This is a genomic window from uncultured Gimesia sp. (assembly GCF_963976445.1).
Taxonomy (GTDB): domain Bacteria; phylum Planctomycetota; class Planctomycetia; order Planctomycetales; family Planctomycetaceae; genus Gimesia.
Genome location: NZ_CAXBKP010000033.1, coordinates 39,803 through 57,327 on the forward strand (window position 1 = coordinate 39,803; position 17,525 = coordinate 57,327).

Consider the following 17,525-nt stretch of genomic DNA (forward strand, 5'->3'; position numbering starts at 1 on the left):
TTATGATGCTCGCGGTGCCGGTGTATTATCGGTTCTGCTTGATTAGGTTAGGGATCCAGCTTTCGCTGGTGGTGCTATGCTTCCTGCTGCCGTGACTGGCAGATTTCATGGAAGCTTTGTTCCCGTTGTTTTAAGGGTGATGAGTATGCCTGTCGGTCTGCTGGGTAAAAAAGTCGGAATGACACAAGTTTATGATAATGGGGTAATGGTCCCTGTTACTGTGATTCAGGCTGGTCCTTGTCATGTTCTACAGATTCGTACGGTAGACACAGATGGGTACGAAGCGGTTCAGGTTGGTTTTGGAGACAAGCCTCGCCGGCTGTCGGCCCGTAGTGAGCGTGGCCATGTTGCTGCCTTAGATAGCAAGCGACAGAAAAAACGAGCCGAATCAGGCGTAGCTGTTGTTGAAAAAGCCGGTTGCGAACCTAAGCGGTTTATTAAAGAGTTTCGCACAGATGGCGAAAACCATGAATGTGAGGTTGGTAACGAATTGACGGTTTCCGTCTTTGCTGACGTGGCCTTCATTGATGTAATCGGCACCAGCAAGGGCCGCGGATTTGCCGGTGTAATGAAGAGACATAATTTTTCTGGTCAACGTGCTTCACATGGTGTTAAGCGAGTCCACCGTCATGGTGGTTCAATTGGTCAGAGTGCGGATCCTTCCCGAGTTATGAAGGGAACGCGAATGGGTGGTCGATATGGCGGCAAGCAGATTACTGTCAGACATTTGAAAGTGGTTCGCGTTGATGAGGAGAATAACGTTCTCTTAGTGCGAGGGGCGGTTCCAGGACCCAATGGTGGAGACCTGGTGATTCGTCAAACCAATAAGTATTAGTTTTTTGAGTGTTTGAAGTAGTTAGACAGTTCTGCCTTATATAAATGGTGTCAAAATGATTTCTGTTGCAATTCAAGATAAAGCTGGAAAAGAAGTGGGCAAATATGAGTTTGACTCCACTGAATTAGCCAACGGTGTCAATCGCCAGTTGTTGCACGATGTTGTGGTGATGTATGAGGCAAACAAGCGAATTGGCTCTTCAAAAACCAAAACACGCGGCATGGTAAGAGGTAGTACCGCAAAGTTATATAGACAAAAAGGGACAGGTCGTGCCCGTGCTGGTGGTGCTCGATCTCCCGTGCGTCGCGGCGGTGGTCACACTTTTGCCAAGACCCCTAAGGATTGGAGTTACCGCTTGCCCAAAAAGGCAGTTAAGCTGGCAACTCGAATGGCGATTTTAAGTAAATTTGAAGACGAGCAGGTGACACTGCTTGATGAGCTCGTAATGCAGGTGCCTAAGACCAAAGAGGTCACTGGAGCCCTGGCTGCCTTGGGTTTGTCTAATATCAGTTGTCTGTTGACAACCGATGGACATGATCCGGTTGTCTGGAAGTCTGCTCGAAATATTGAAAAAGTGCAGGTTTCACCTGCGAGTGACTTGAATGCCTATGATGTTTTGCGTCAGCGGCAGATGGTGCTGACCAAGTCGGCTTTAGACCAGTTACTTGGTCGGGTTGAAGGTTAGTTCGGTAAAGTTTGTAGTTTAGTCATCCAGTCTGAGTATTGAGGTTAGTTGTTATGTCGGATGGTTTAAAAAAAGGCGTTCAGCTGGAGCCGTATCAGGTCGTCATCCGGCCCTTGGTGACAGAGAAAGGGACTCATCTTTCTGAGTCTTTCAATGCATACACGTTTGTTGTCGATAAGTCGGCAACAAAAACAGATATTAAACATGCAGTAGCTGACTTGTGGAATGTGCGTGTGGTTTCTGTCCGTACTCAGAATCGGCTCGGAAAACCACGTCGTCATAAGCACAAAATTGGTTATACAAAGTCATGGAAAAAAGCAATTGTTGAGCTTCATGAAGATGATCGTATTTCATTCTTCTAAGATGGTACTTTAAGAAGAGTTCGAGCGAAGACATTTAATACGTGGTTTTGAAGCCAGCAGAAAATCGAGGGAGTATATTATGGGAATTCGGTTCTATAAGCCAATAACACCAGGTCGGCGTGGTGCATCGGTGAGCGATTTTGCAGCGATCACAGATCGTAAAAAAGCTCCTGAGAAAACCTTGCTGACACGGTATAAGAAAAAAGGCGGACGGAATAACCAGGGTGTGATTACTGCCCGTCATCGTGGCGGCGGACACAAGCGGATGTATCGTCTGATTGATTTTCGTCGTGGCAAAGATGGTGTGCCAGCTAAGGTAAATAGTATTGAGTACGATCCCAACCGATCAGCTCGAATTGCACTGTTGCATTATGTTGATGGTGAAAAACGATATATTCTGGCTCCAGAAGGTTTGGCTGCCGGAGACACTGTGATCAGTGGAGACAAGGTTGAGCCAAATATTGGCAATTGCATGCCTTTGTCGAGTATCCCATTGGGTTCAGAAATTCATAATATTGAAATGCAGCCTGGCCGAGGCGGTCAGCTGTGTCGGAGTGCCGGTACTTCAGCTGTTTTAAATGCACGTGAAGATAACTGGGCTCAGGTGACTCTGCCTTCTGGGGAAGTCAGACGTATCCCGAGTTCCTGCCGTGCAACGATTGGCGAAATTGGTAATTCAGAACATACAAAAGTCGTGCTGGGTAAAGCAGGCCGTAAACGATGGATGGGGCGTCGTCCTCATGTTCGTGGTACCTGTATGAACCCGGTAGCTCACCCGATGGGTGGTGGTGAAGGTCGCAACTCAGGTGGCCGTCATCCCTGTAGCCCAACTGGTAAGCTTGCCAAAGGCGGAAAGACACGAAAGAGGAAGAAAGCTTCTTCGAAGGCAATCATTCGACGCCGTAAGTCACGTCGATATGGTCAGCTGAAGCTCTGAAATAAAGTAGTTTGAATTTAAAGAATTAAGTATCAGTTTTTGATAATTGAGGACAAGTTTTATGGGTCGCTCTCTGAAAAAAGGGCCTTATGTTGATGTGAAACTTCTTAAGAAGATTGAGAAGTTGAACCAATCGGGTAAAAAAGCACCGATCAAGACATGGGCTCGGGCTTCAACAATTGCTCCGGAATTTGTAGGTCATACATTCCTGGTGCATAATGGGCGCGCTCATTTAACCGTGTATGTTACGGAAGAAATGGTCGGCCACAAGTTGGGCGAGTTTTCACTGACACGCACATTCCGCGGTCATACGATGAAGAAGAAATAAACGTTTGTGTTTGTTGTTATTTCGGTCAAAATGACCGATAACCGATAAGAATTATGCAATAGTGAAGTGGAGTAATTGTCATGGGGCAAGTTCGAGCAATGCATCGATTTGCACGAATTTCAGCAACTAAGGTTCGTCCTTTTGCAGACTTGGTTCGTGGAAAGACAGCTTCTGAAGGTTTGGATTCATTGAAGTATATCCCAAACCGTGGAGCTCGTTTTCTCGAAAAAGTCATCAAAAGTGCAATGGCCAATGCTGAGGACAGAGGTGCTCGGAATGTCGAAGGTTTGAAAATCGCAGAAGCACGCGTTGATGGCGGGCCGATGTTCAAACGCATTCAGCCCCGTGCAAGAGGAATGGCATACACGATTCGTCGTCGCATGTCACATATTCATGTTTCGATTGATGCTCCTGAACTGCCTTAGGGTAAGTTTGAAACGACTTTATAACACTGTTGTCAGAATCACTAATACTCAACCAGAAATACTTAAAGGATAACCTGTATCATGGGGCAAAAAGTTCGACCAACCGGATTTCGAGTCGGCGTGGTAGAAGACTGGAGATCTCGCTGGTATGCCTCCAAGAAAGATTTTGGAGCCTTGCTGATTGAGGATCAAAAAGTACGCAAGTTTATCCATACGAAGTATAAGTTTGCCGGCATTCCGAAAGTCGAAATCGAAAGAACTCGCGATCAGGTTGTCGTACATTTATTCACAGCCCGTCCTGGTATCATTATTGGTCGTAAGGGACAGGAAGTGGATCGGCTCAAAGCAGAGCTGGAAGACCTGACCGGTCGTCGGATGGAATTGAAAATTATCGAAGTTGATAATGCACTGCAAAGTGCAGCATTGGTTGCAGAAGATATCGCGCAGCAATTGTCAAAGCGTGGTAGCTTCCGAAGAACAATTAAACGTGCCCTGGACCAGGTAATGGAAACGGGCGTTCATGGAATTAAAATCGAGCTTTCCGGTCGATTGGGTGGAGCAGAAATGTCACGGCGTGAAAAAGCAAGCCGTGGCTCAATTCCACTCTCGACTTTGCAACGACATGTTGACTACGGACTTCGTGAGGCACACACCACCTTCGGAGTCATCGGAGTGAAAGTTTGGATTGACCTTGGTGATTATTCAGATGAGGAGAAACGCGATGGCTCTAATGCCAAAGCGGGTCAAGCACCGCAAAAGCCAAAGAGGACGCATAAAAGGTAATGCGACACGTGGTAACACTGTTGCCTTTGGTGAATGGGGCTTACAATCTCTGGACCCTGGGCACATAACAGCACAAACCATTGAAGCATGCCGGATTGCAGCGACACAATATGTTCGAGGTGAAGGTAAACTTTATATCCGCATCTTTCCACAGAAGTCGGTAACATCCCGTCCTCTGGAAACCCGTATGGGTAAAGGGAAAGGGGAACCGGATCACTGGGTTGCCGTGATTAGACCTGGAACAGTTTTGTTTGAACTGTCGGGAGTTTCACATGAAGCTGCAAAACGTTGTTTTGCACGTGTGGCACATAAGTTACCGGTTAATGTGAGATTAGTCGAACGTCGACCTTCACTTTAATCTGGTCAATCACGAGTAATTAAATTTTTAAAACACTTCAGTCTGGTCTGTATTACACAGCCAGGCTGAAAACATCATTGGGTTTTACTGATGACCAAAGCCAGCGAATTACGTGAGATGAATGATGAGCAATTATCATTTGCTCTCCAGGAAACACAGAAAGAGTTGTTTCAGTTGCGATTTCAAGCAGCAACCGAACGGCTCGATGCACCGAGTAGCATTAAGCGGCTAAGGCGTGAGATTGCACGTGTTCAGACAATTCGTCGTGAACGTGAATTAAGTCAGCAAAAAGATGCTTAATCAAGCTCGTTGAGGTAAGAAAATGCGAAAAATATTGACTGGTACCGTGGCTAGTTCCAAGATGGACAAGACATTACGGGTAGAAATCCAAAGACGATATCGTCACCCAATGTATGGTAAGACGATTCGTGGACGTACTGTATGCCACGTACATGATGAGAAAAATGAAGCAGAAGAAGGGGATACCGTCGAAATTGTCGAAGGCCGTCCTCGTTCTAAAACAAAACGTTGGGATTTGATCCGAGTTGTAGAGAAGAAGAAAGACTAGCGTCTTTTTCTCGTGATCTGCAAATTCGGTGTCTTTTAGTTGTACAAAGTTTAAAAGATAAGGTTTACCTCATCTTTTGGGTTGATAAGGAACAGGCAAAGCCATGATTCAGATGCAAACTGATCTGGATGTGTGTGATAACTCAGGGGCCAAGATCGCGCGCTGCATTAAAGTGCTGGGCGGTACTGGACGACGAACAGCTGAGATCGGCGACGTGATTGTCGTCAGCATCCAAAAGACACTGGCTGGTAGTGGCATCAAAAAAGGCCAGGTGCTCCGTGGTGTGATTGTCCGCACAAAGTATCCTAGTCGTCGCGATGATGGAAGCTATGTGAGATTTGACAGTAATGCCATGGTCTTACTTGATGGCGAGGGGAACCCTCGGGGAACACGTATTTTTGGTGCTGTCGCCCGAGAGCTTCGCGAACGCAAATACATGAAAATCATTAGCCTGGCAAACGAGGTAGTCTGAGAATGAAGATACGACGTGGCGATTCAGTAATTGTGATCACGGGCGCAGATGCAGGCGATACTCCTCGGCGCGTGTTGAAGGTGGTAGCCGGCGGTAATAAAATAACCGTGGAAAATATCAATCGTGTGTTTAAACACGTGAAGCGTGGGCATCCGAAAAGTCCTCAAGGGGGACGCTTAGAGCTTGAAATGCCGATCGATATTTCCAATGTGAAATATTATTGTGAAGCCTGCAGCTCGGCGACTCGGATTGGTTATCGCTATACAAGCGATGGAAGTAAGGAACGGTTTTGCAAGTCATGCAGTGCGGCTGTAGGAACCATCAGCCCCGCGAAAGCAAAATACCAGAAACAGTAATCAGATTTTGTAGTTTTCAGTAAGGAAGATTGTTCCGAAATTCGGCCAATCTGAAACAAAACAATGGCAATACCAACATTATTAAAACAATATCGTGAAGAGATTGTTCCCGTCCTGAAAGATAAATTAGGACGAGCCAATGTACACTCACTGCCACAAATTGAAAAAGTTGTGATCAGCATGGGGATTGGCTCTGCAAGTCAGGATCGCAAACGGCTTGTTGAAGTCGCCGATCATATGACTCTGCTGGCCGGGCAGAAAGCTCAAATTACACGTGCACGTAAATCAGTTGCTGGCTTCAAACTACGAGAAGGCCAGGAAATTGGTTGCCGAGTGACTCTGCGAGGCACACGGATGTACGAGTTCTTGGAACGACTGATTTCACTGGCATTACCCCGTGTGCGTGACTTTCGCGGTGTGAATCCTAAAGCCTTTGATGGTGCCGGAAACTATAGCCTGGGTTTGAATGAGCAAATGGTCTTCCTGGAAATTGATCCAGATTCCGTGCATTATACCCAGGGAATGAATATCGCAATTGTAACCAGTGCTGCCAACAACGAAGAAGGTTTTCTGTTGTTGAAAGAATTCGGCATGCCGTTTCGCAAGTAGTCGGTTTTGAATTGTCACTGAGTTATATAAAATACCAACCATAAAGTATATTGCCGGAGAACAACAGTGAGGGTATTCAGCTAATGATGACAGACCCTATTGCAGACATGCTGACACGAATTCGTAATGCACTGCAGATTGAACGACCTTTTGTAGATATCCCTGCCTCAAAAATTAAGGTTGCGATCGCCGCTACCTTACAACGTGAGGGATATGTTTGGGACTACGAAGTCATTGAAAACAGCCCACAAAATGTGTTGCGAGTGAACTTGAAGTACGGTCCCAATGGGGAACGCGTGATTCAAAAAATCGTTCGTGACAGTAAGCCTGGGCGTCGTGCTTATCAGGATTTACGGTCTATGCCGGAAGTTCTGCAGGGGTTGGGAGTCAGTATTCTCTCAACCAGCAAAGGCGTGCTCAGCAATCGTGAAGCAAAAAAAGAGGGTGTGGGCGGCGAATTACTCTGTACCATTTGGTAATTCAAAAGTGTATACAGGCTGGCTTGTTAAGAGCCACGCATTTAATTTAACTGGAATTTGAACTTATGTCTCGAATCGGTAAAAAACCAATTCCTGTTCCCAGCGGAGTGGAAGTCAAGATTGATGGCGGATCCATTTCCATCAAAGGAAAACATGGTGAGTTATCGTTTACATGCCATCCTTCCATGAAGGTGGAACTTGATTCGGAAACAAACGTGATTAATGTCATTCGTCCTGACGATGATCGACAGAGCCGTGCCCTGCATGGATTAACACGGGCTTTGATTGCGAATATGGTCCAAGGTGTTGAAACTCCATTCGTAAAGAAACTGGAAATTCAAGGTGTTGGTTACCAGGCGACTTTGAATGGTCAGAAGCTGAGTCTTCAAGTCGGATTTGCGAACACAATCGTTCTGGATGTTCCCAAGGGAGTCACCTGCGACCTTCCCAGCAGTACAAATATTGTTGTGACCTCGACAGACAAACATGCTGTTGGTCAGTTTGCTGCGAATATTCGTAGCGTGCGTCCTCCTGAACCTTATAAAGGTAAGGGAATTCGGTATGAAGGTGAATATGTACGGCGTAAAGCTGGTAAAGCCTTTGCTAGCTAATAGTTTTTAAGCAGTCTGTTAGTGGTCTAGCCTTGTGGCTGAGCTGTTTTTAGAAAATGACGGTAAAATGAAATTAGAAAAAACCCTGAAAAAGCAGAAGCAACGACGTTCGTTCCGTATTCGCAATACGGTTCGTCGTACTGGTCGTTATCGGCTTTCTGTGTATCGAAGCAACAACCATATTTATGCACAGTTGATCGATGATACGGCAGGTACCACATTGGCTTCCGCCAGCACGCAAGATAAGAATATTGCTGGTGAAATCAAAAATGGTGGAAACATCGCTGCCGCCGAGAAAGTGGGAAAATTGATTGGCGAACGGGCCGTCGAAAAGGGGATTAAAGAAGTCGCCTTTGATCGTGGACCGTATCGATATCATGGGCGAGTTGCTGCCCTGGCTGATTCTGCTCGACAAGCGGGACTGGATTTTTAATAGAGACAACACTCAATACGGGTTGGAGAAGATACCGTGTCAAAAGAAGGTTCGAAGCAAACGCCAGAAACAGTCATTCAAATCCGCCGTTGTGCCTGCGTGGTCAAAGGGGGACGCCGGTTCAGTTTTACTGCTCTGGTAGTTGTTGGCGATAAAGAAGGCCGTGTTGGCTGGGGATATGGAAAAGCCATCGAAGTACCTTTGGCAGTTGATAAAGCTGTGAAGCAGGCTAATCGGAGCATGGTTCAGGTACACGTTGTGGAACGCACGGTTCCACATGAAGTGGTCGGACGATTTGGTTCTGCCCGCGTATTGCTCTTACCAGCTCGTCCTGGTACCGGTATTATTGCCGGAGCTGGCGTGCGTGCTGTTGTAGAAGCTGCCGGTATTACAGATATTTATACAAAGAGTCGTGGTTCCAATAATCCAATCAATGTTGTGAAAGCCACAATTGATGGACTCTCAAAACTGCGGACCCGAGATGATATTGCACGCTTGAGAGGAGTAGAAGTCTAATGCTTATTGATGACGTCCATCGCGGAATTAAAAAGAATAAAAAACGCAAACGAGTTGGTCGGGGACCTGGTTCAGGTCATGGTAAAACTTCCAGCCGAGGGCAAAATGGATATGGTAGCCGTTCTGGTTCATCGCGTCGTACCAGCTTCGAGGGGGGGCAAACCCCACTGTCGATTCGGGTAGCCAAGCGTGGATTTAACAACAAGCAGTTTGCTAAGAAAGTGGCTGTTGTAAATGTCGCTGCTCTGGAGCAGGCGTTTGAGAGTGGTACAGAAATCACCCCCGAAGTTTTGTCTGCCAAAGGTCTGGCAAAAGGACGTTTCGATCAGGTGAAGATTTTAGGTAACGGCGACCTCAGCAAAAAGTTTTCTGTGGCCGCTCACTTGTTTTCCCAGTCAGCTGAAGAAAAGATTCAAGCTGCCGGGGGAACGATTAGTCGAATTTTGTCATAAGTGCATTCATTCAAGGACTTGATTTCAGCAGTTGAAAACACACGTAATTTTCGTTTGGAAACAGATCTGAATTTGATCAAACAAAATCTTCTGCTGAATTATGACACAAAGGATCGCTACCCATGCTCGGTAAATTATTAGTTCTGTTCAAAATTCCCGAGCTTCGTAATAAAATCCTACTGACTCTGGGATTGTTAGCCGTCTATCGCATGGGGTTCTGGATCGCCCTCCCTTTTGTGGATCAGGCGCAACTCGCAGAAACTCTAAAAGACTTACAAAGTCAGCAAGGCGGACTGGGGCAGGTGATGCAGGTCATCTCTCTATTTTCTGCTTCTAATATTGGCCAGAGTACCATCTTTGGCCTGGGCATCATGCCTTATATCTCTGCTTCGATTATCTTCCAGTTAATGGGGACAGTCTACCCACCTCTGGAACGCCTTCAGAAAGAAGGGGAAGCGGGCCGTAAGAAAATTAATGAATATACACGCTATGCAACAGTTGTCATTTGTCTGGTGCAAAGTTATTTCTGGATTCGAACGCTGGCCGGTGGTTTCGGTTCGGGGTCCAGTCTGATTCTGGATGGCTATCAAGGCTTCTACTATCAGATAATCGCGACAATAACCATGACCACCGGGACCGTGTTTTTAATGTGGATCGGTGAGCAGATCGACGCCTACGGGATTGGCAATGGGATCAGCTTATTGATTATGGCAGGAATCCTGGCTCGGATGCCTCAGGCCGGTTGGAGTTTAATCGAACCTGCCTTCGAAAAGGGAATCGCACTCGGTACAGATACGGGTATCGACCGGTTGTTGATCCTGGCTCTGGTGTTTGTGTTCGTGGTGGTCTGGGTGATTGCGATCACACAAGGCCAAAGACGGATTCCAATTCAGAGTGCTAAGCATGTCCGCGGCAGACGCGTCTCTGGCGGTCAACGTCAGTCGCTTCCACTACGAGTGAATCAGGCAGGGGTGATGCCAATCATCTTTGCTTCCAGTTTATTGATGTTCCCTTATTTTCTGTTTCATGCAATCAGCGAATATTGGCCCACCATTACATTCTGGGCGATGATGGACGAAGCCTTTCAGCCAATGAGCCGTGGCTTTGTTTACACAATGTCTTATGTAGTATTGATTTACTTCTTCTGTTACTTCTGGACGGCAATTACATTTAACCCGAAAGATATGGCAGAAAACCTGAAAGACTACGGTTCTTTTATCCCCGGTTATCGACCAGGGGCTAGAACTGCCGCTTATCTCGAACAGGTAATGGTAAGAATTACCTATGTAGGGGCAGCGTTTCTGTCACTGGTAGCGATTATTCCGACTCTGGTTTCGACCTGGTTGGGAGTGGACTTCCTGGTGGCGAGTTTTTACGGTGGAACCGGATTACTGATTGTGGTTTCCGTGGTACTGGATTTGGTCAATAAAATTGACAGTCATCTGGTGATGCGGAACTATTCAGGACTACTTGAGAGCGATCTGTAAAGAATAAACGGGCCAGTCATCGCGAAATTCACCAAAAAAGGGGTGTTTCGCTTGTCGATTCAGGCTTGCGACGTTTATAATTTCCTAATTCGCTCCGCTTCGGAAATTGTTCAGGTTTGATACGAAGCCGGAGTTGGCTCATTTTATGGGCATAATTATTTAATTTTACACGAGTTACAACTAATGAGCGGTTCAGAATTGCTCATTGTATGCTCGAAAATCATGAACCATAGTAATAGAGAAATCGTAGTACGATGAAAGTCCGAGCTAGTGTTAAGCGGATTTGTGAAAGCTGTAAAGTCATCAGACGGAAAGGTCGCGTTTACGTGATCTGCTCTTCCAACCCACGCCATAAGCAGCGACAAGGGTAATCGTCTCGAATTGCGTCTTATTGATTTGATCTCAGTTTTTACATCCAGCGGAGTGAAATAAAAATGCCTCGTATTCTCGGTGTTGATATTCCAAACGAAAAGCCTGTTTATGTTTCCCTGACCTATTTATATGGTATCGGAACCGTGACGGCACTCGACATATGCCACAAATTAAGTATCAGTCCTCAACTCAAAGCAAAAGACCTGACCGATGATGAGTTGAGTCGGATTGTGAATATGCTGGATACCGACTATTCAGTAGAGGGGCAACTGCGTCGCGCCACACAACAGGATATTGCTCGTTTGCGAGACATCCAGTCTTATCGTGGAGTTCGCCATCGTCGTGGTCTTCCCGTTCGCGGACAAAATACACAAACCAACGCCCGAACCCGCAAAGGTGGTAAGAAAACCGTTGCTGGTAAAAAAGGTGTTAAGGATGCCCGAAACTAGGCCTGAGTGTTTCGAATACTCCAGACTTGGTCATAAACAGATCAGAACAATAAATAGAATGTCGTTGTAAGTATCCGCGACATGTTTCAACATCACAAAATAATGAGTTTCAGTTTCTGATTCCATGCTGACAGAAACATCAGGAGTTGCAGAGTGGCTAAAGTCAAACGAAAAAAAGTGAAACGTCACATCACAAAAGCGATTGCTTATATCAAAGCAACGTTTAACAACACCACCGTCACAGTGACCGATCTGAACGGCGATGTGCTTTGCTGGGCAACTGCGGGAACCTCTGGTTTCAAAGGCAGTCGCAAGAGCACTCCGTTTGCTGCACAAAGAGCAGCGGAAATCTGTGCTGAAAAAGCAGCGAAGTTTGGTGTGAAAGAGATGGAAATTCGCGTCAAGGGACCTGGTTCCGGACGAGAAAGTGCGATCACCGGTCTGCAGTCAGCTGGCATTGCCATCCGGGCAATCGAAGACATCACACCGCTGCCTCACAATGGCTGCCGCCCACCGAAAAAACGAAGAGTCTGAATCGTTACCTTACAGACGATATAAAGCCATTTTTGCGTAAGCAAAAACAGCTTGGATTATAATAAATTACTAGAACGATGATTCCAAAATCAGGTTCTATTTGCTGTGTTCTTTGGAGATTATTTCAATGCGAATCCGTTGGCGAGGACTGGAATTACCAAGCCGTGTCATCCCTGACCGGGACTCAATGACATCTACTTATGGTATGTTTGTAGCCGAACCATTTGAGCGTGGATTCGGTGCAACAATTGCCAACAGTTTACGACGTATCCTGCTTTCCAGTTTAGAAGGCAGTTCTGTAACACGTGTCAAAATCCAAGGCGTTCAACACGAATTCACGACCATTCCCGGTGTCGTTGAAGATATCACTGAGATTTGCCTGAATTTGAAATCATTGATTGTCAAGAACTCCAGCTCTACATCCAAGACGCTGCGAATTGAAAAGCATCAACGTGGTGTGGTCACTGGCGCTGATGTCATTACCGACGATCAAGTTGATATCATCAACAAAGATCTGGTGATTGCCACCATGACCGATGACGTGCCACTCAATATGGAACTGACTATTGAAAACGGCCGTGGTTACTCTCCTGCTTCAGAACATTCACAGCATGAAACCGAAGTGGGAGTCATTCCACTCGACGCGACGTTTTCTCCCGTCGTTCGTGTGCGATATCGGATTGAAGATACCCGTGTCGGACAGCGTACAAACTACGACAAGCTGATTCTGGAAATCTGGACCAATGGAACTGTCAAACCAGATATGGCTCTGGTCGAAGCTTCCAAAATTCTCCGGAAACACCTCAATCCGTTTATTACCTACCGCGAGCCAGGTCCGGAAATGCCACCTGAAGGTGGTCTCAAGGGAATGCTCGATACAACAGGTTATGCTCCCATCGACCTGGAACTGGAAGAAAAACTGAACCAGAGCCTGGCTGAGCTGAACCTTTCCGTACGTGCGACTAACTGCCTCGAATCAGAAGGCATTAACACTGTCCGCGATCTGGTCGGCAAGTCGGAAGACCATTTGCTGCATGTACGTAATTTCGGAGAAACAACATTAGTTGAGGTTCGTGAAAGACTGAGTCAAATTGGTCTGCGTCTGGGAATGAAGATTCCAAGCTCCTCATCACAATCGCGTTAATCTTGATTGATTTCGCGTTACCAGAATATAAACAACGAGTCATTTACTCTTAGCAATCAGAATAATTCAGAGTTAAGACATGCGACACCGAATGAGAGGCCGAAAGCTCGGCCGTAATGCATCACACCGTAAGGCTATGTTCCGCAATATGGCGGTGAGCCTCATTAAGACAGTGCGAATTGATGAGGAAGCAGAAAACGCTCCTAAGGTCTCAGGACGGATTACAACAACCGTTCAGAAGGCGAAGGAACTGCGTCCGCTCATCGAAAAGCTGATCACACTGGCCAAGAAAGCACAGCCGCACGCCGAGAATGCCGCGCAGTTTGCGACTTCGGCTGAAAAGAATTCCAGCGAATGGAAGACTTGGCGCGAATCTGAGCAGTGGAATCAGTGGAACCAGGCTATGGCTCCCGCATTGAGCTATCGCCGACGGGCATTCGCTGACATGCGTGACAATGAAGCCGTTGATATTCTGTTTAATGAACTCGCAGAGCGATTCACTGAACGAACCGGCGGATACACTCGCATCGTTCGTCTGGCAACCGTTCGTCTGGGTGATGCCGGCGTGCAGGCCATTATCGAATTCGTTGGCGAACGTGATCGCGTCAAACCAACGAAGCGAAGTGAGTCACTCGATTCTACTTCAGAAGCTGCGACAGAAGAACCAGCTGTGACGGAAGAAGCTCCTGCTGACGAAGCAGGAGAAGAATCAGCTGCAGCAGCCAAAACAGAAGAAGACACAGAGAAAGAGGCGTAAGCCGGGTCGAAAATAAATTCGACTTTCCTGATTTCAGGATTCTCGCTAACATGCTGAAGCTAAGAGTATTTTAAACATGCTCTTAGCTTTTTTTACGCCTGAAACAAGCGTCTTCCTCATTCTCATACTAGATTCAAACTGTCCTCAAGACACTAAAGTAAACCTGGATCCAGGCTGGCCCAGCATGTCAACGAAAACGCCCTTTAATTTCAGTCACGCCATGTATCATCTGTGCCATGATATTTCGAGGCGGCTGCCTGAATTTCAACACGTGGATATGGACCGCATCGCAGTCGCCTTCGCGCAGGCCCGCCGCAATGTGCCTTACGGAATGCAGGCAAAACTAACGCCGTTGCGATTCGATAACGGCGATCTCCAGACAACCCGATACGGCCGGAAGTGGACCGTGCAACGGATCTACCAGGACCAACAGGAGATGTTGTATATCCTGACATTTTATCTGCCTCGCTTTCTGAATCATTCCTTAGAGGAAAAGCTGATCACCGTCATCCACGAACTGTATCACATCAGCCCGGCCTTCGACGGCGACATCCGCCGCCTGGAAGGCCACTACCACGTGCACTCGCATAGCCAGAAAGAATACGACGCCCACATGGCGGTCCTGGTGAAACAGTATCTGAAAATGAATCCGCCGTCGGCGTTATACTCGTTTCTGAAATGCCGGTTCTCGACACTACAAAAAAAACATGGTGGCGTGGTTGGCTTGCAGATCCCGATTCCCAAATTGATCCCCGTCGATGAATCGCGGAGCGCGTAGCGTTTCCCGGAAACCGCTGAACTCAGGAAGGTGATGCTCATGTCAAATCGATCGCAGCTCGCGACGCAAATCAAAAACTGTGCGCAACTCTCGGGAACATTCACACTCCGTTCCGGCGTGACATCAGACACGTACTTCGATAAATATCTGTTCGAATCCGATCCGGTTTTACTGAAGCAGATTGCAGAAGCAATGGCAGACCTGCTCCCGGAGAATACGGAAGTACTCGCCGGACTGGAAATGGGCGGGATCCCCGTGGTCAGCCTATTGAGCCAGGTCACAGGCTTGCCCGCTGCTTTCATTCGCAAAGAAGCCAAGACGTATGGAACCTGCAAATTCGCGGAAGGCATCGAGCTGACGGGAAAGAACGTCGTTTTGGTAGAGGATGTCGTTTCATCAGGCGGCGCGATCCTCGACGCTTTGACAAAACTCCGCTCCTCGGGAATCGAACCGGTTTGTGCCGTTTGTGTGATTGACCGCCAGACAGGGGGAGCCGAAGCGCTCCAGGCTGAAAATCTGGAACTGCGCTCGGTCTTGACGATGCAGGATATCGCCGACATCGCATAAACGCCGATAGTCCGCAGACGCGCAGCAGAACGAACCGTCTCCTGAACGGCGCTCCGCTGCCTGACTTCTGGTGTCGTACCGAAAAAGTCGGCTTGATTATTTGAAGGCACCACGTTGAGCCCCGTTTTGTGGTATTTGAACGCTTCTTGACAGAGCCGCGCCGATTCCGAAGATTGCGTCGCGTGCGCGAGCAAACAAGATCAGCACTGCTAAACACGCCGCAGCCTGTTGATATTCGCACCATAAAAGTCTCTGTGTTGAGACACATTTTCTCAAAATCGCCGCGACTGCTTCCGAATATTCCCTATCGCATCGATCGACTTCGCAGCCCTTCAATGACATCTCATGGGACATCACAGAGTCTTCATGAGACTTCAAGTGGGTATCGTTTCCCGATCCCCGCTTGACTCCAGTGCGTCCTTCCACAAGATACAACGGCACCACAGCCAACCAAATAATCCACCAGACAAAAATAGAAACAGCAGCCATGACAATTCTCAACCTGCAAAAACCAACGTCATCCCACAAATAAGTGGGAACAGACTCGGCTGAAAATCAGCAGCCACTCCCAGCAACGGGAGCGGCATTCCTCCGAGCAACGGAGAAGAAGTGTATTCGCTGGTCACGGGGCAGAATAGATACACATTGAGAACGCGTGCATGAGTCAGCATGCAAATCAGCTCAGAAGAAAGAATCGCTTCTCGAAACGCGGCGGCAGGACAACTGAAACGGTCGCGGTTAGATTCCGAACTTCTTTTCGCAGCCGACCGTCATCAGTTGAACTGAGAGATCATAGGCTGCTTCGAAATGGAGACCTTATTGGGTCTGTTTGGGTAAAGGAGTATCCTTGTCTGTTTCTGTTGTGGGCTCGATTTCGGAGGGGATTAAAGGTGGTGGCGGTGGCGAATTTTGAGGAACGGAGCGCCGCAATGGGGGAGGAGTTCCTGAATTCAAGAGTAGCATCGGCAGAAACCCAATGATGGAAACACCGGCGATATAAATGAGGAAAGGTATGACCCTGGAAAAACTCAAGGTCTTAGCCTGATCTGGTTTCGTTTTTAATTTTGGTCCCCACCAGAAGTAAAACAGGGAAAGCAGTGTCATTTGCAACATGACTGTGAGTGTTAGTGTTAGAATTAATGATGAATTCATTTTAATATCCAGAAGTTTGTACCACGGAAAGAGTTGATTTAAAGTGCAATGGTTCGAGTATCGATTCTTATAAATGATATGGTTTCATCACATTTATCTGAGGTTTCCAGACGAACGCAAAGCAGTCGCTCTTACTACATACTTATTACTGTGAATCTTTTGCTTTTCGGTGTTGCCGTTTTGTACTTTTATTTTCGCAAGAAGAAACTTGAAAACGAGTAACTCTCCCGACAGGCTTTCGGCTTTCATCCCAACAGTTATGAGAGACGGTTTAGAATTTAATTGAAAGTATGAGTCTGATTTCGCCATGAAAGTTGAGGGACAGGTTTTGCTTTTTGGAATTGAGCCGGTCGATGCTGACTGATTCCTTCGGGCTGGTGTGCGTGCCGGCGAAGGCTTTATTCATGAGCGGGTCGGGGGACTCGTATTCCTAGTCGTACGTTTCGATCGAATCGACCTGGGCGTTGAATTTGTCTTCCGTTCCCTGCATAGTAAAAGTGAAGCCGCCTAAAAATTCCAGTTCCGTAGTGAGATCAGCCATCGTAGCCGAACGGCCGTCAGGCGTGTCCAGCGAAATCGGTACGCCACACTCACGCCCCCATTCGAGAAGCTGCTGTGAGACGGGGACAACAATGTAGCTGATACTCATGCGACTCCCCATTTTTGAAGGGCATGGTTGCCCTGCTCTAAGTGATTAGAATCGTCATTGTATTAGTTTATGTTGGTGTGATTCAAGTTCTCCTCTCCTGAGTAGTTGCCTTGTTTTCAATCCGATGCTGTCTTTATGTAGGGTGTAGGGACGGTTAATCGCTTTGCACGGCCGGACGAGCCGGTCCGTGGCACACGGGATTTTTGATAAGACACGCAAGCATACGAAAAAACTTCGTATGCCAGGACACAATCACGGGGCAACAGGAAACCGTCAGGGCAGACGTACCATTTTTCCAGTCGATCCGACGGAGGCTTCCTACATAGTTCCACCGCTCGGCTTGTCCGACGGTGCTCGGTTCAACTCCAGAACAACACTTCCGACCCGTGTTGCGGTAGGGTGCGGCCCTATGTGGCCGCCCGCAGGA

30 protein-coding genes are annotated in these 17,525 nt (G+C 47.3%); 26 read left to right on the top strand and 4 right to left on the bottom strand.

Annotated elements, in window-relative coordinates; genetic code table 11:
* The first annotated feature begins 145 nt into the window (after positions 1-145).
* The 26 genes from rplC to pyrE all read left to right on the top strand — a co-directional run bounded on the left by rplC (position 146) and on the right by pyrE (position 15,297).
* Positions 146-835 carry a 50S ribosomal protein L3 gene (gene rplC / locus AAC022_RS24560; protein WP_339735518.1) on the top strand — a complete coding sequence of 230 codons (690 nt, stop codon included), beginning with the start codon at positions 146-148 and terminating at the stop codon, positions 833-835.
* A gap of 55 nt (positions 836-890) precedes the next feature.
* On the top strand, positions 891-1,520 hold the full coding sequence (gene rplD / locus AAC022_RS24565) for a 50S ribosomal protein L4 (RefSeq protein WP_339735464.1): 630 nt from the start codon (positions 891-893) through the stop codon (positions 1,518-1,520).
* Positions 1,521-1,573: 53 nt separating this feature from the next.
* Entirely contained in the window at positions 1,574-1,882 is a 309-nt protein-coding gene (gene rplW, locus AAC022_RS24570) for a 50S ribosomal protein L23 (RefSeq protein ID WP_339735466.1), read from the top strand.
* A 79-nt stretch (positions 1,883-1,961) separates the two neighbouring features.
* Positions 1,962-2,819 (top strand): 50S ribosomal protein L2, encoded by an 858-nt coding sequence (gene rplB / locus AAC022_RS24575; RefSeq protein WP_339735468.1) that lies wholly within the window; start codon positions 1,962-1,964, stop codon positions 2,817-2,819.
* A gap of 61 nt (positions 2,820-2,880) precedes the next feature.
* A complete protein-coding gene (gene rpsS, locus AAC022_RS24580; protein ID WP_339735470.1) occupies positions 2,881-3,147 on the top strand; it encodes a 30S ribosomal protein S19 in 267 nt (88 codons plus the stop codon).
* A gap of 80 nt (positions 3,148-3,227) precedes the next feature.
* The gene (gene rplV, locus AAC022_RS24585; protein WP_339735472.1) at positions 3,228-3,572 is read left to right on the top strand and encodes a 50S ribosomal protein L22; all 345 of its coding nucleotides are present in this window, start codon (positions 3,228-3,230) and stop codon (positions 3,570-3,572) included.
* A gap of 81 nt (positions 3,573-3,653) precedes the next feature.
* Positions 3,654-4,355, top strand: a complete 702-nt coding sequence (rpsC, locus tag AAC022_RS24590) for a 30S ribosomal protein S3 (protein WP_339735474.1) — start codon at positions 3,654-3,656, stop codon at positions 4,353-4,355.
* Complete coding sequence (gene rplP, locus AAC022_RS24595; protein ID WP_339735476.1) at positions 4,294-4,713, top strand: 50S ribosomal protein L16; 420 nt, start codon at positions 4,294-4,296, stop codon at positions 4,711-4,713. Before rpsC ends, rplP begins: the two co-directional genes overlap by 62 nt.
* A gap of 90 nt (positions 4,714-4,803) precedes the next feature.
* Positions 4,804-5,013, top strand: a complete 210-nt coding sequence (gene rpmC, locus AAC022_RS24600) for a 50S ribosomal protein L29 (RefSeq protein ID WP_145222079.1) — start codon at positions 4,804-4,806, stop codon at positions 5,011-5,013.
* A gap of 22 nt (positions 5,014-5,035) precedes the next feature.
* Positions 5,036-5,281, top strand: coding sequence for a 30S ribosomal protein S17 (gene rpsQ, locus AAC022_RS24605; RefSeq protein ID WP_339735478.1), 246 nt, complete (start codon positions 5,036-5,038; stop codon positions 5,279-5,281).
* Between the two features lie 103 nt (positions 5,282-5,384).
* On the top strand, positions 5,385-5,753 hold the full coding sequence (rplN, locus tag AAC022_RS24610; protein ID WP_339735480.1) for a 50S ribosomal protein L14: 369 nt from the start codon (positions 5,385-5,387) through the stop codon (positions 5,751-5,753).
* Between the two features lie 2 nt (positions 5,754-5,755).
* Positions 5,756-6,109 carry a 50S ribosomal protein L24 gene (rplX, locus tag AAC022_RS24615; RefSeq protein WP_339735482.1) on the top strand — a complete coding sequence of 118 codons (354 nt, stop codon included), beginning with the start codon at positions 5,756-5,758 and terminating at the stop codon, positions 6,107-6,109.
* 63 nt (positions 6,110-6,172) lie between these two features.
* Positions 6,173-6,718, top strand: coding sequence for a 50S ribosomal protein L5 (gene rplE, locus AAC022_RS24620; protein WP_339735484.1), 546 nt, complete (start codon positions 6,173-6,175; stop codon positions 6,716-6,718).
* Positions 6,719-6,801: 83 nt separating this feature from the next.
* Positions 6,802-7,197 (top strand): 30S ribosomal protein S8, encoded by a 396-nt coding sequence (gene rpsH / locus AAC022_RS24625; protein WP_339735486.1) that lies wholly within the window; start codon positions 6,802-6,804, stop codon positions 7,195-7,197.
* A gap of 65 nt (positions 7,198-7,262) precedes the next feature.
* Positions 7,263-7,808, top strand: coding sequence for a 50S ribosomal protein L6 (gene rplF / locus AAC022_RS24630; protein WP_339735488.1), 546 nt, complete (start codon positions 7,263-7,265; stop codon positions 7,806-7,808).
* 67 nt (positions 7,809-7,875) lie between these two features.
* Complete coding sequence (gene rplR / locus AAC022_RS24635; RefSeq protein ID WP_339735490.1) at positions 7,876-8,241, top strand: 50S ribosomal protein L18; 366 nt, start codon at positions 7,876-7,878, stop codon at positions 8,239-8,241.
* 36 nt (positions 8,242-8,277) lie between these two features.
* A complete protein-coding gene (gene rpsE / locus AAC022_RS24640) occupies positions 8,278-8,757 on the top strand; it encodes a 30S ribosomal protein S5 (RefSeq protein WP_339735492.1) in 480 nt (159 codons plus the stop codon).
* On the top strand, positions 8,757-9,209 hold the full coding sequence (gene rplO, locus AAC022_RS24645) for a 50S ribosomal protein L15 (RefSeq protein ID WP_339735494.1): 453 nt from the start codon (positions 8,757-8,759) through the stop codon (positions 9,207-9,209). The genes rpsE and rplO overlap by 1 nt, the downstream gene beginning before the upstream one ends.
* A 122-nt stretch (positions 9,210-9,331) precedes the next feature.
* Positions 9,332-10,696 carry a preprotein translocase subunit SecY gene (secY, locus tag AAC022_RS24650; protein ID WP_339735496.1) on the top strand — a complete coding sequence of 455 codons (1,365 nt, stop codon included), beginning with the start codon at positions 9,332-9,334 and terminating at the stop codon, positions 10,694-10,696.
* 254 nt (positions 10,697-10,950) lie between these two features.
* Positions 10,951-11,067, top strand: a complete 117-nt coding sequence (rpmJ, locus tag AAC022_RS24655) for a 50S ribosomal protein L36 (protein ID WP_144980856.1) — start codon at positions 10,951-10,953, stop codon at positions 11,065-11,067.
* A 63-nt stretch (positions 11,068-11,130) separates the two neighbouring features.
* On the top strand, positions 11,131-11,517 hold the full coding sequence (gene rpsM / locus AAC022_RS24660; RefSeq protein ID WP_339735499.1) for a 30S ribosomal protein S13: 387 nt from the start codon (positions 11,131-11,133) through the stop codon (positions 11,515-11,517).
* Positions 11,518-11,670: 153 nt separating this feature from the next.
* Positions 11,671-12,051: a 30S ribosomal protein S11 gene (gene rpsK, locus AAC022_RS24665; RefSeq protein WP_339735501.1), complete on the top strand. Its 381-nt coding sequence runs from the start codon at positions 11,671-11,673 to the stop codon at positions 12,049-12,051.
* A gap of 127 nt (positions 12,052-12,178) precedes the next feature.
* Positions 12,179-13,195 carry a DNA-directed RNA polymerase subunit alpha gene (locus tag AAC022_RS24670; protein WP_339735503.1) on the top strand — a complete coding sequence of 339 codons (1,017 nt, stop codon included), beginning with the start codon at positions 12,179-12,181 and terminating at the stop codon, positions 13,193-13,195.
* A gap of 79 nt (positions 13,196-13,274) precedes the next feature.
* The gene (locus tag AAC022_RS24675; RefSeq protein ID WP_339735505.1) at positions 13,275-13,952 is read left to right on the top strand and encodes a L17 family ribosomal protein; all 678 of its coding nucleotides are present in this window, start codon (positions 13,275-13,277) and stop codon (positions 13,950-13,952) included.
* Between the two features lie 184 nt (positions 13,953-14,136).
* Positions 14,137-14,730: a putative metallopeptidase gene (locus AAC022_RS24680; RefSeq protein WP_339735507.1), complete on the top strand. Its 594-nt coding sequence runs from the start codon at positions 14,137-14,139 to the stop codon at positions 14,728-14,730.
* Positions 14,731-14,769: 39 nt separating this feature from the next.
* Positions 14,770-15,297, top strand: a complete 528-nt coding sequence (gene pyrE / locus AAC022_RS24685; protein ID WP_339735509.1) for an orotate phosphoribosyltransferase — start codon at positions 14,770-14,772, stop codon at positions 15,295-15,297.
* A gap of 96 nt (positions 15,298-15,393) precedes the next feature.
* Here the strand turns inward: pyrE and AAC022_RS24690 are convergent, their stop codons facing one another.
* The 4 genes from AAC022_RS24690 to AAC022_RS24705 form a co-directional block, all read right to left on the bottom strand.
* Positions 15,394-15,786 carry a hypothetical protein gene (locus AAC022_RS24690; RefSeq protein WP_339735511.1) on the bottom strand — a complete coding sequence of 131 codons (393 nt, stop codon included), beginning with the start codon at positions 15,784-15,786 and terminating at the stop codon, positions 15,394-15,396.
* A 327-nt stretch (positions 15,787-16,113) separates the two neighbouring features.
* On the bottom strand, positions 16,114-16,449 hold the full coding sequence (locus AAC022_RS24695; RefSeq protein WP_339735513.1) for a hypothetical protein: 336 nt from the start codon (positions 16,447-16,449) through the stop codon (positions 16,114-16,116).
* 430 nt (positions 16,450-16,879) lie between these two features.
* On the bottom strand, positions 16,880-17,098 hold the full coding sequence (locus tag AAC022_RS24700; protein WP_339735514.1) for a hypothetical protein: 219 nt from the start codon (positions 17,096-17,098) through the stop codon (positions 16,880-16,882).
* 154 nt (positions 17,099-17,252) lie between these two features.
* Positions 17,253-17,525 (bottom strand): hypothetical protein (locus tag AAC022_RS24705; protein ID WP_339735516.1); only part of this gene is annotated, 273 nt, incomplete at its 5' end.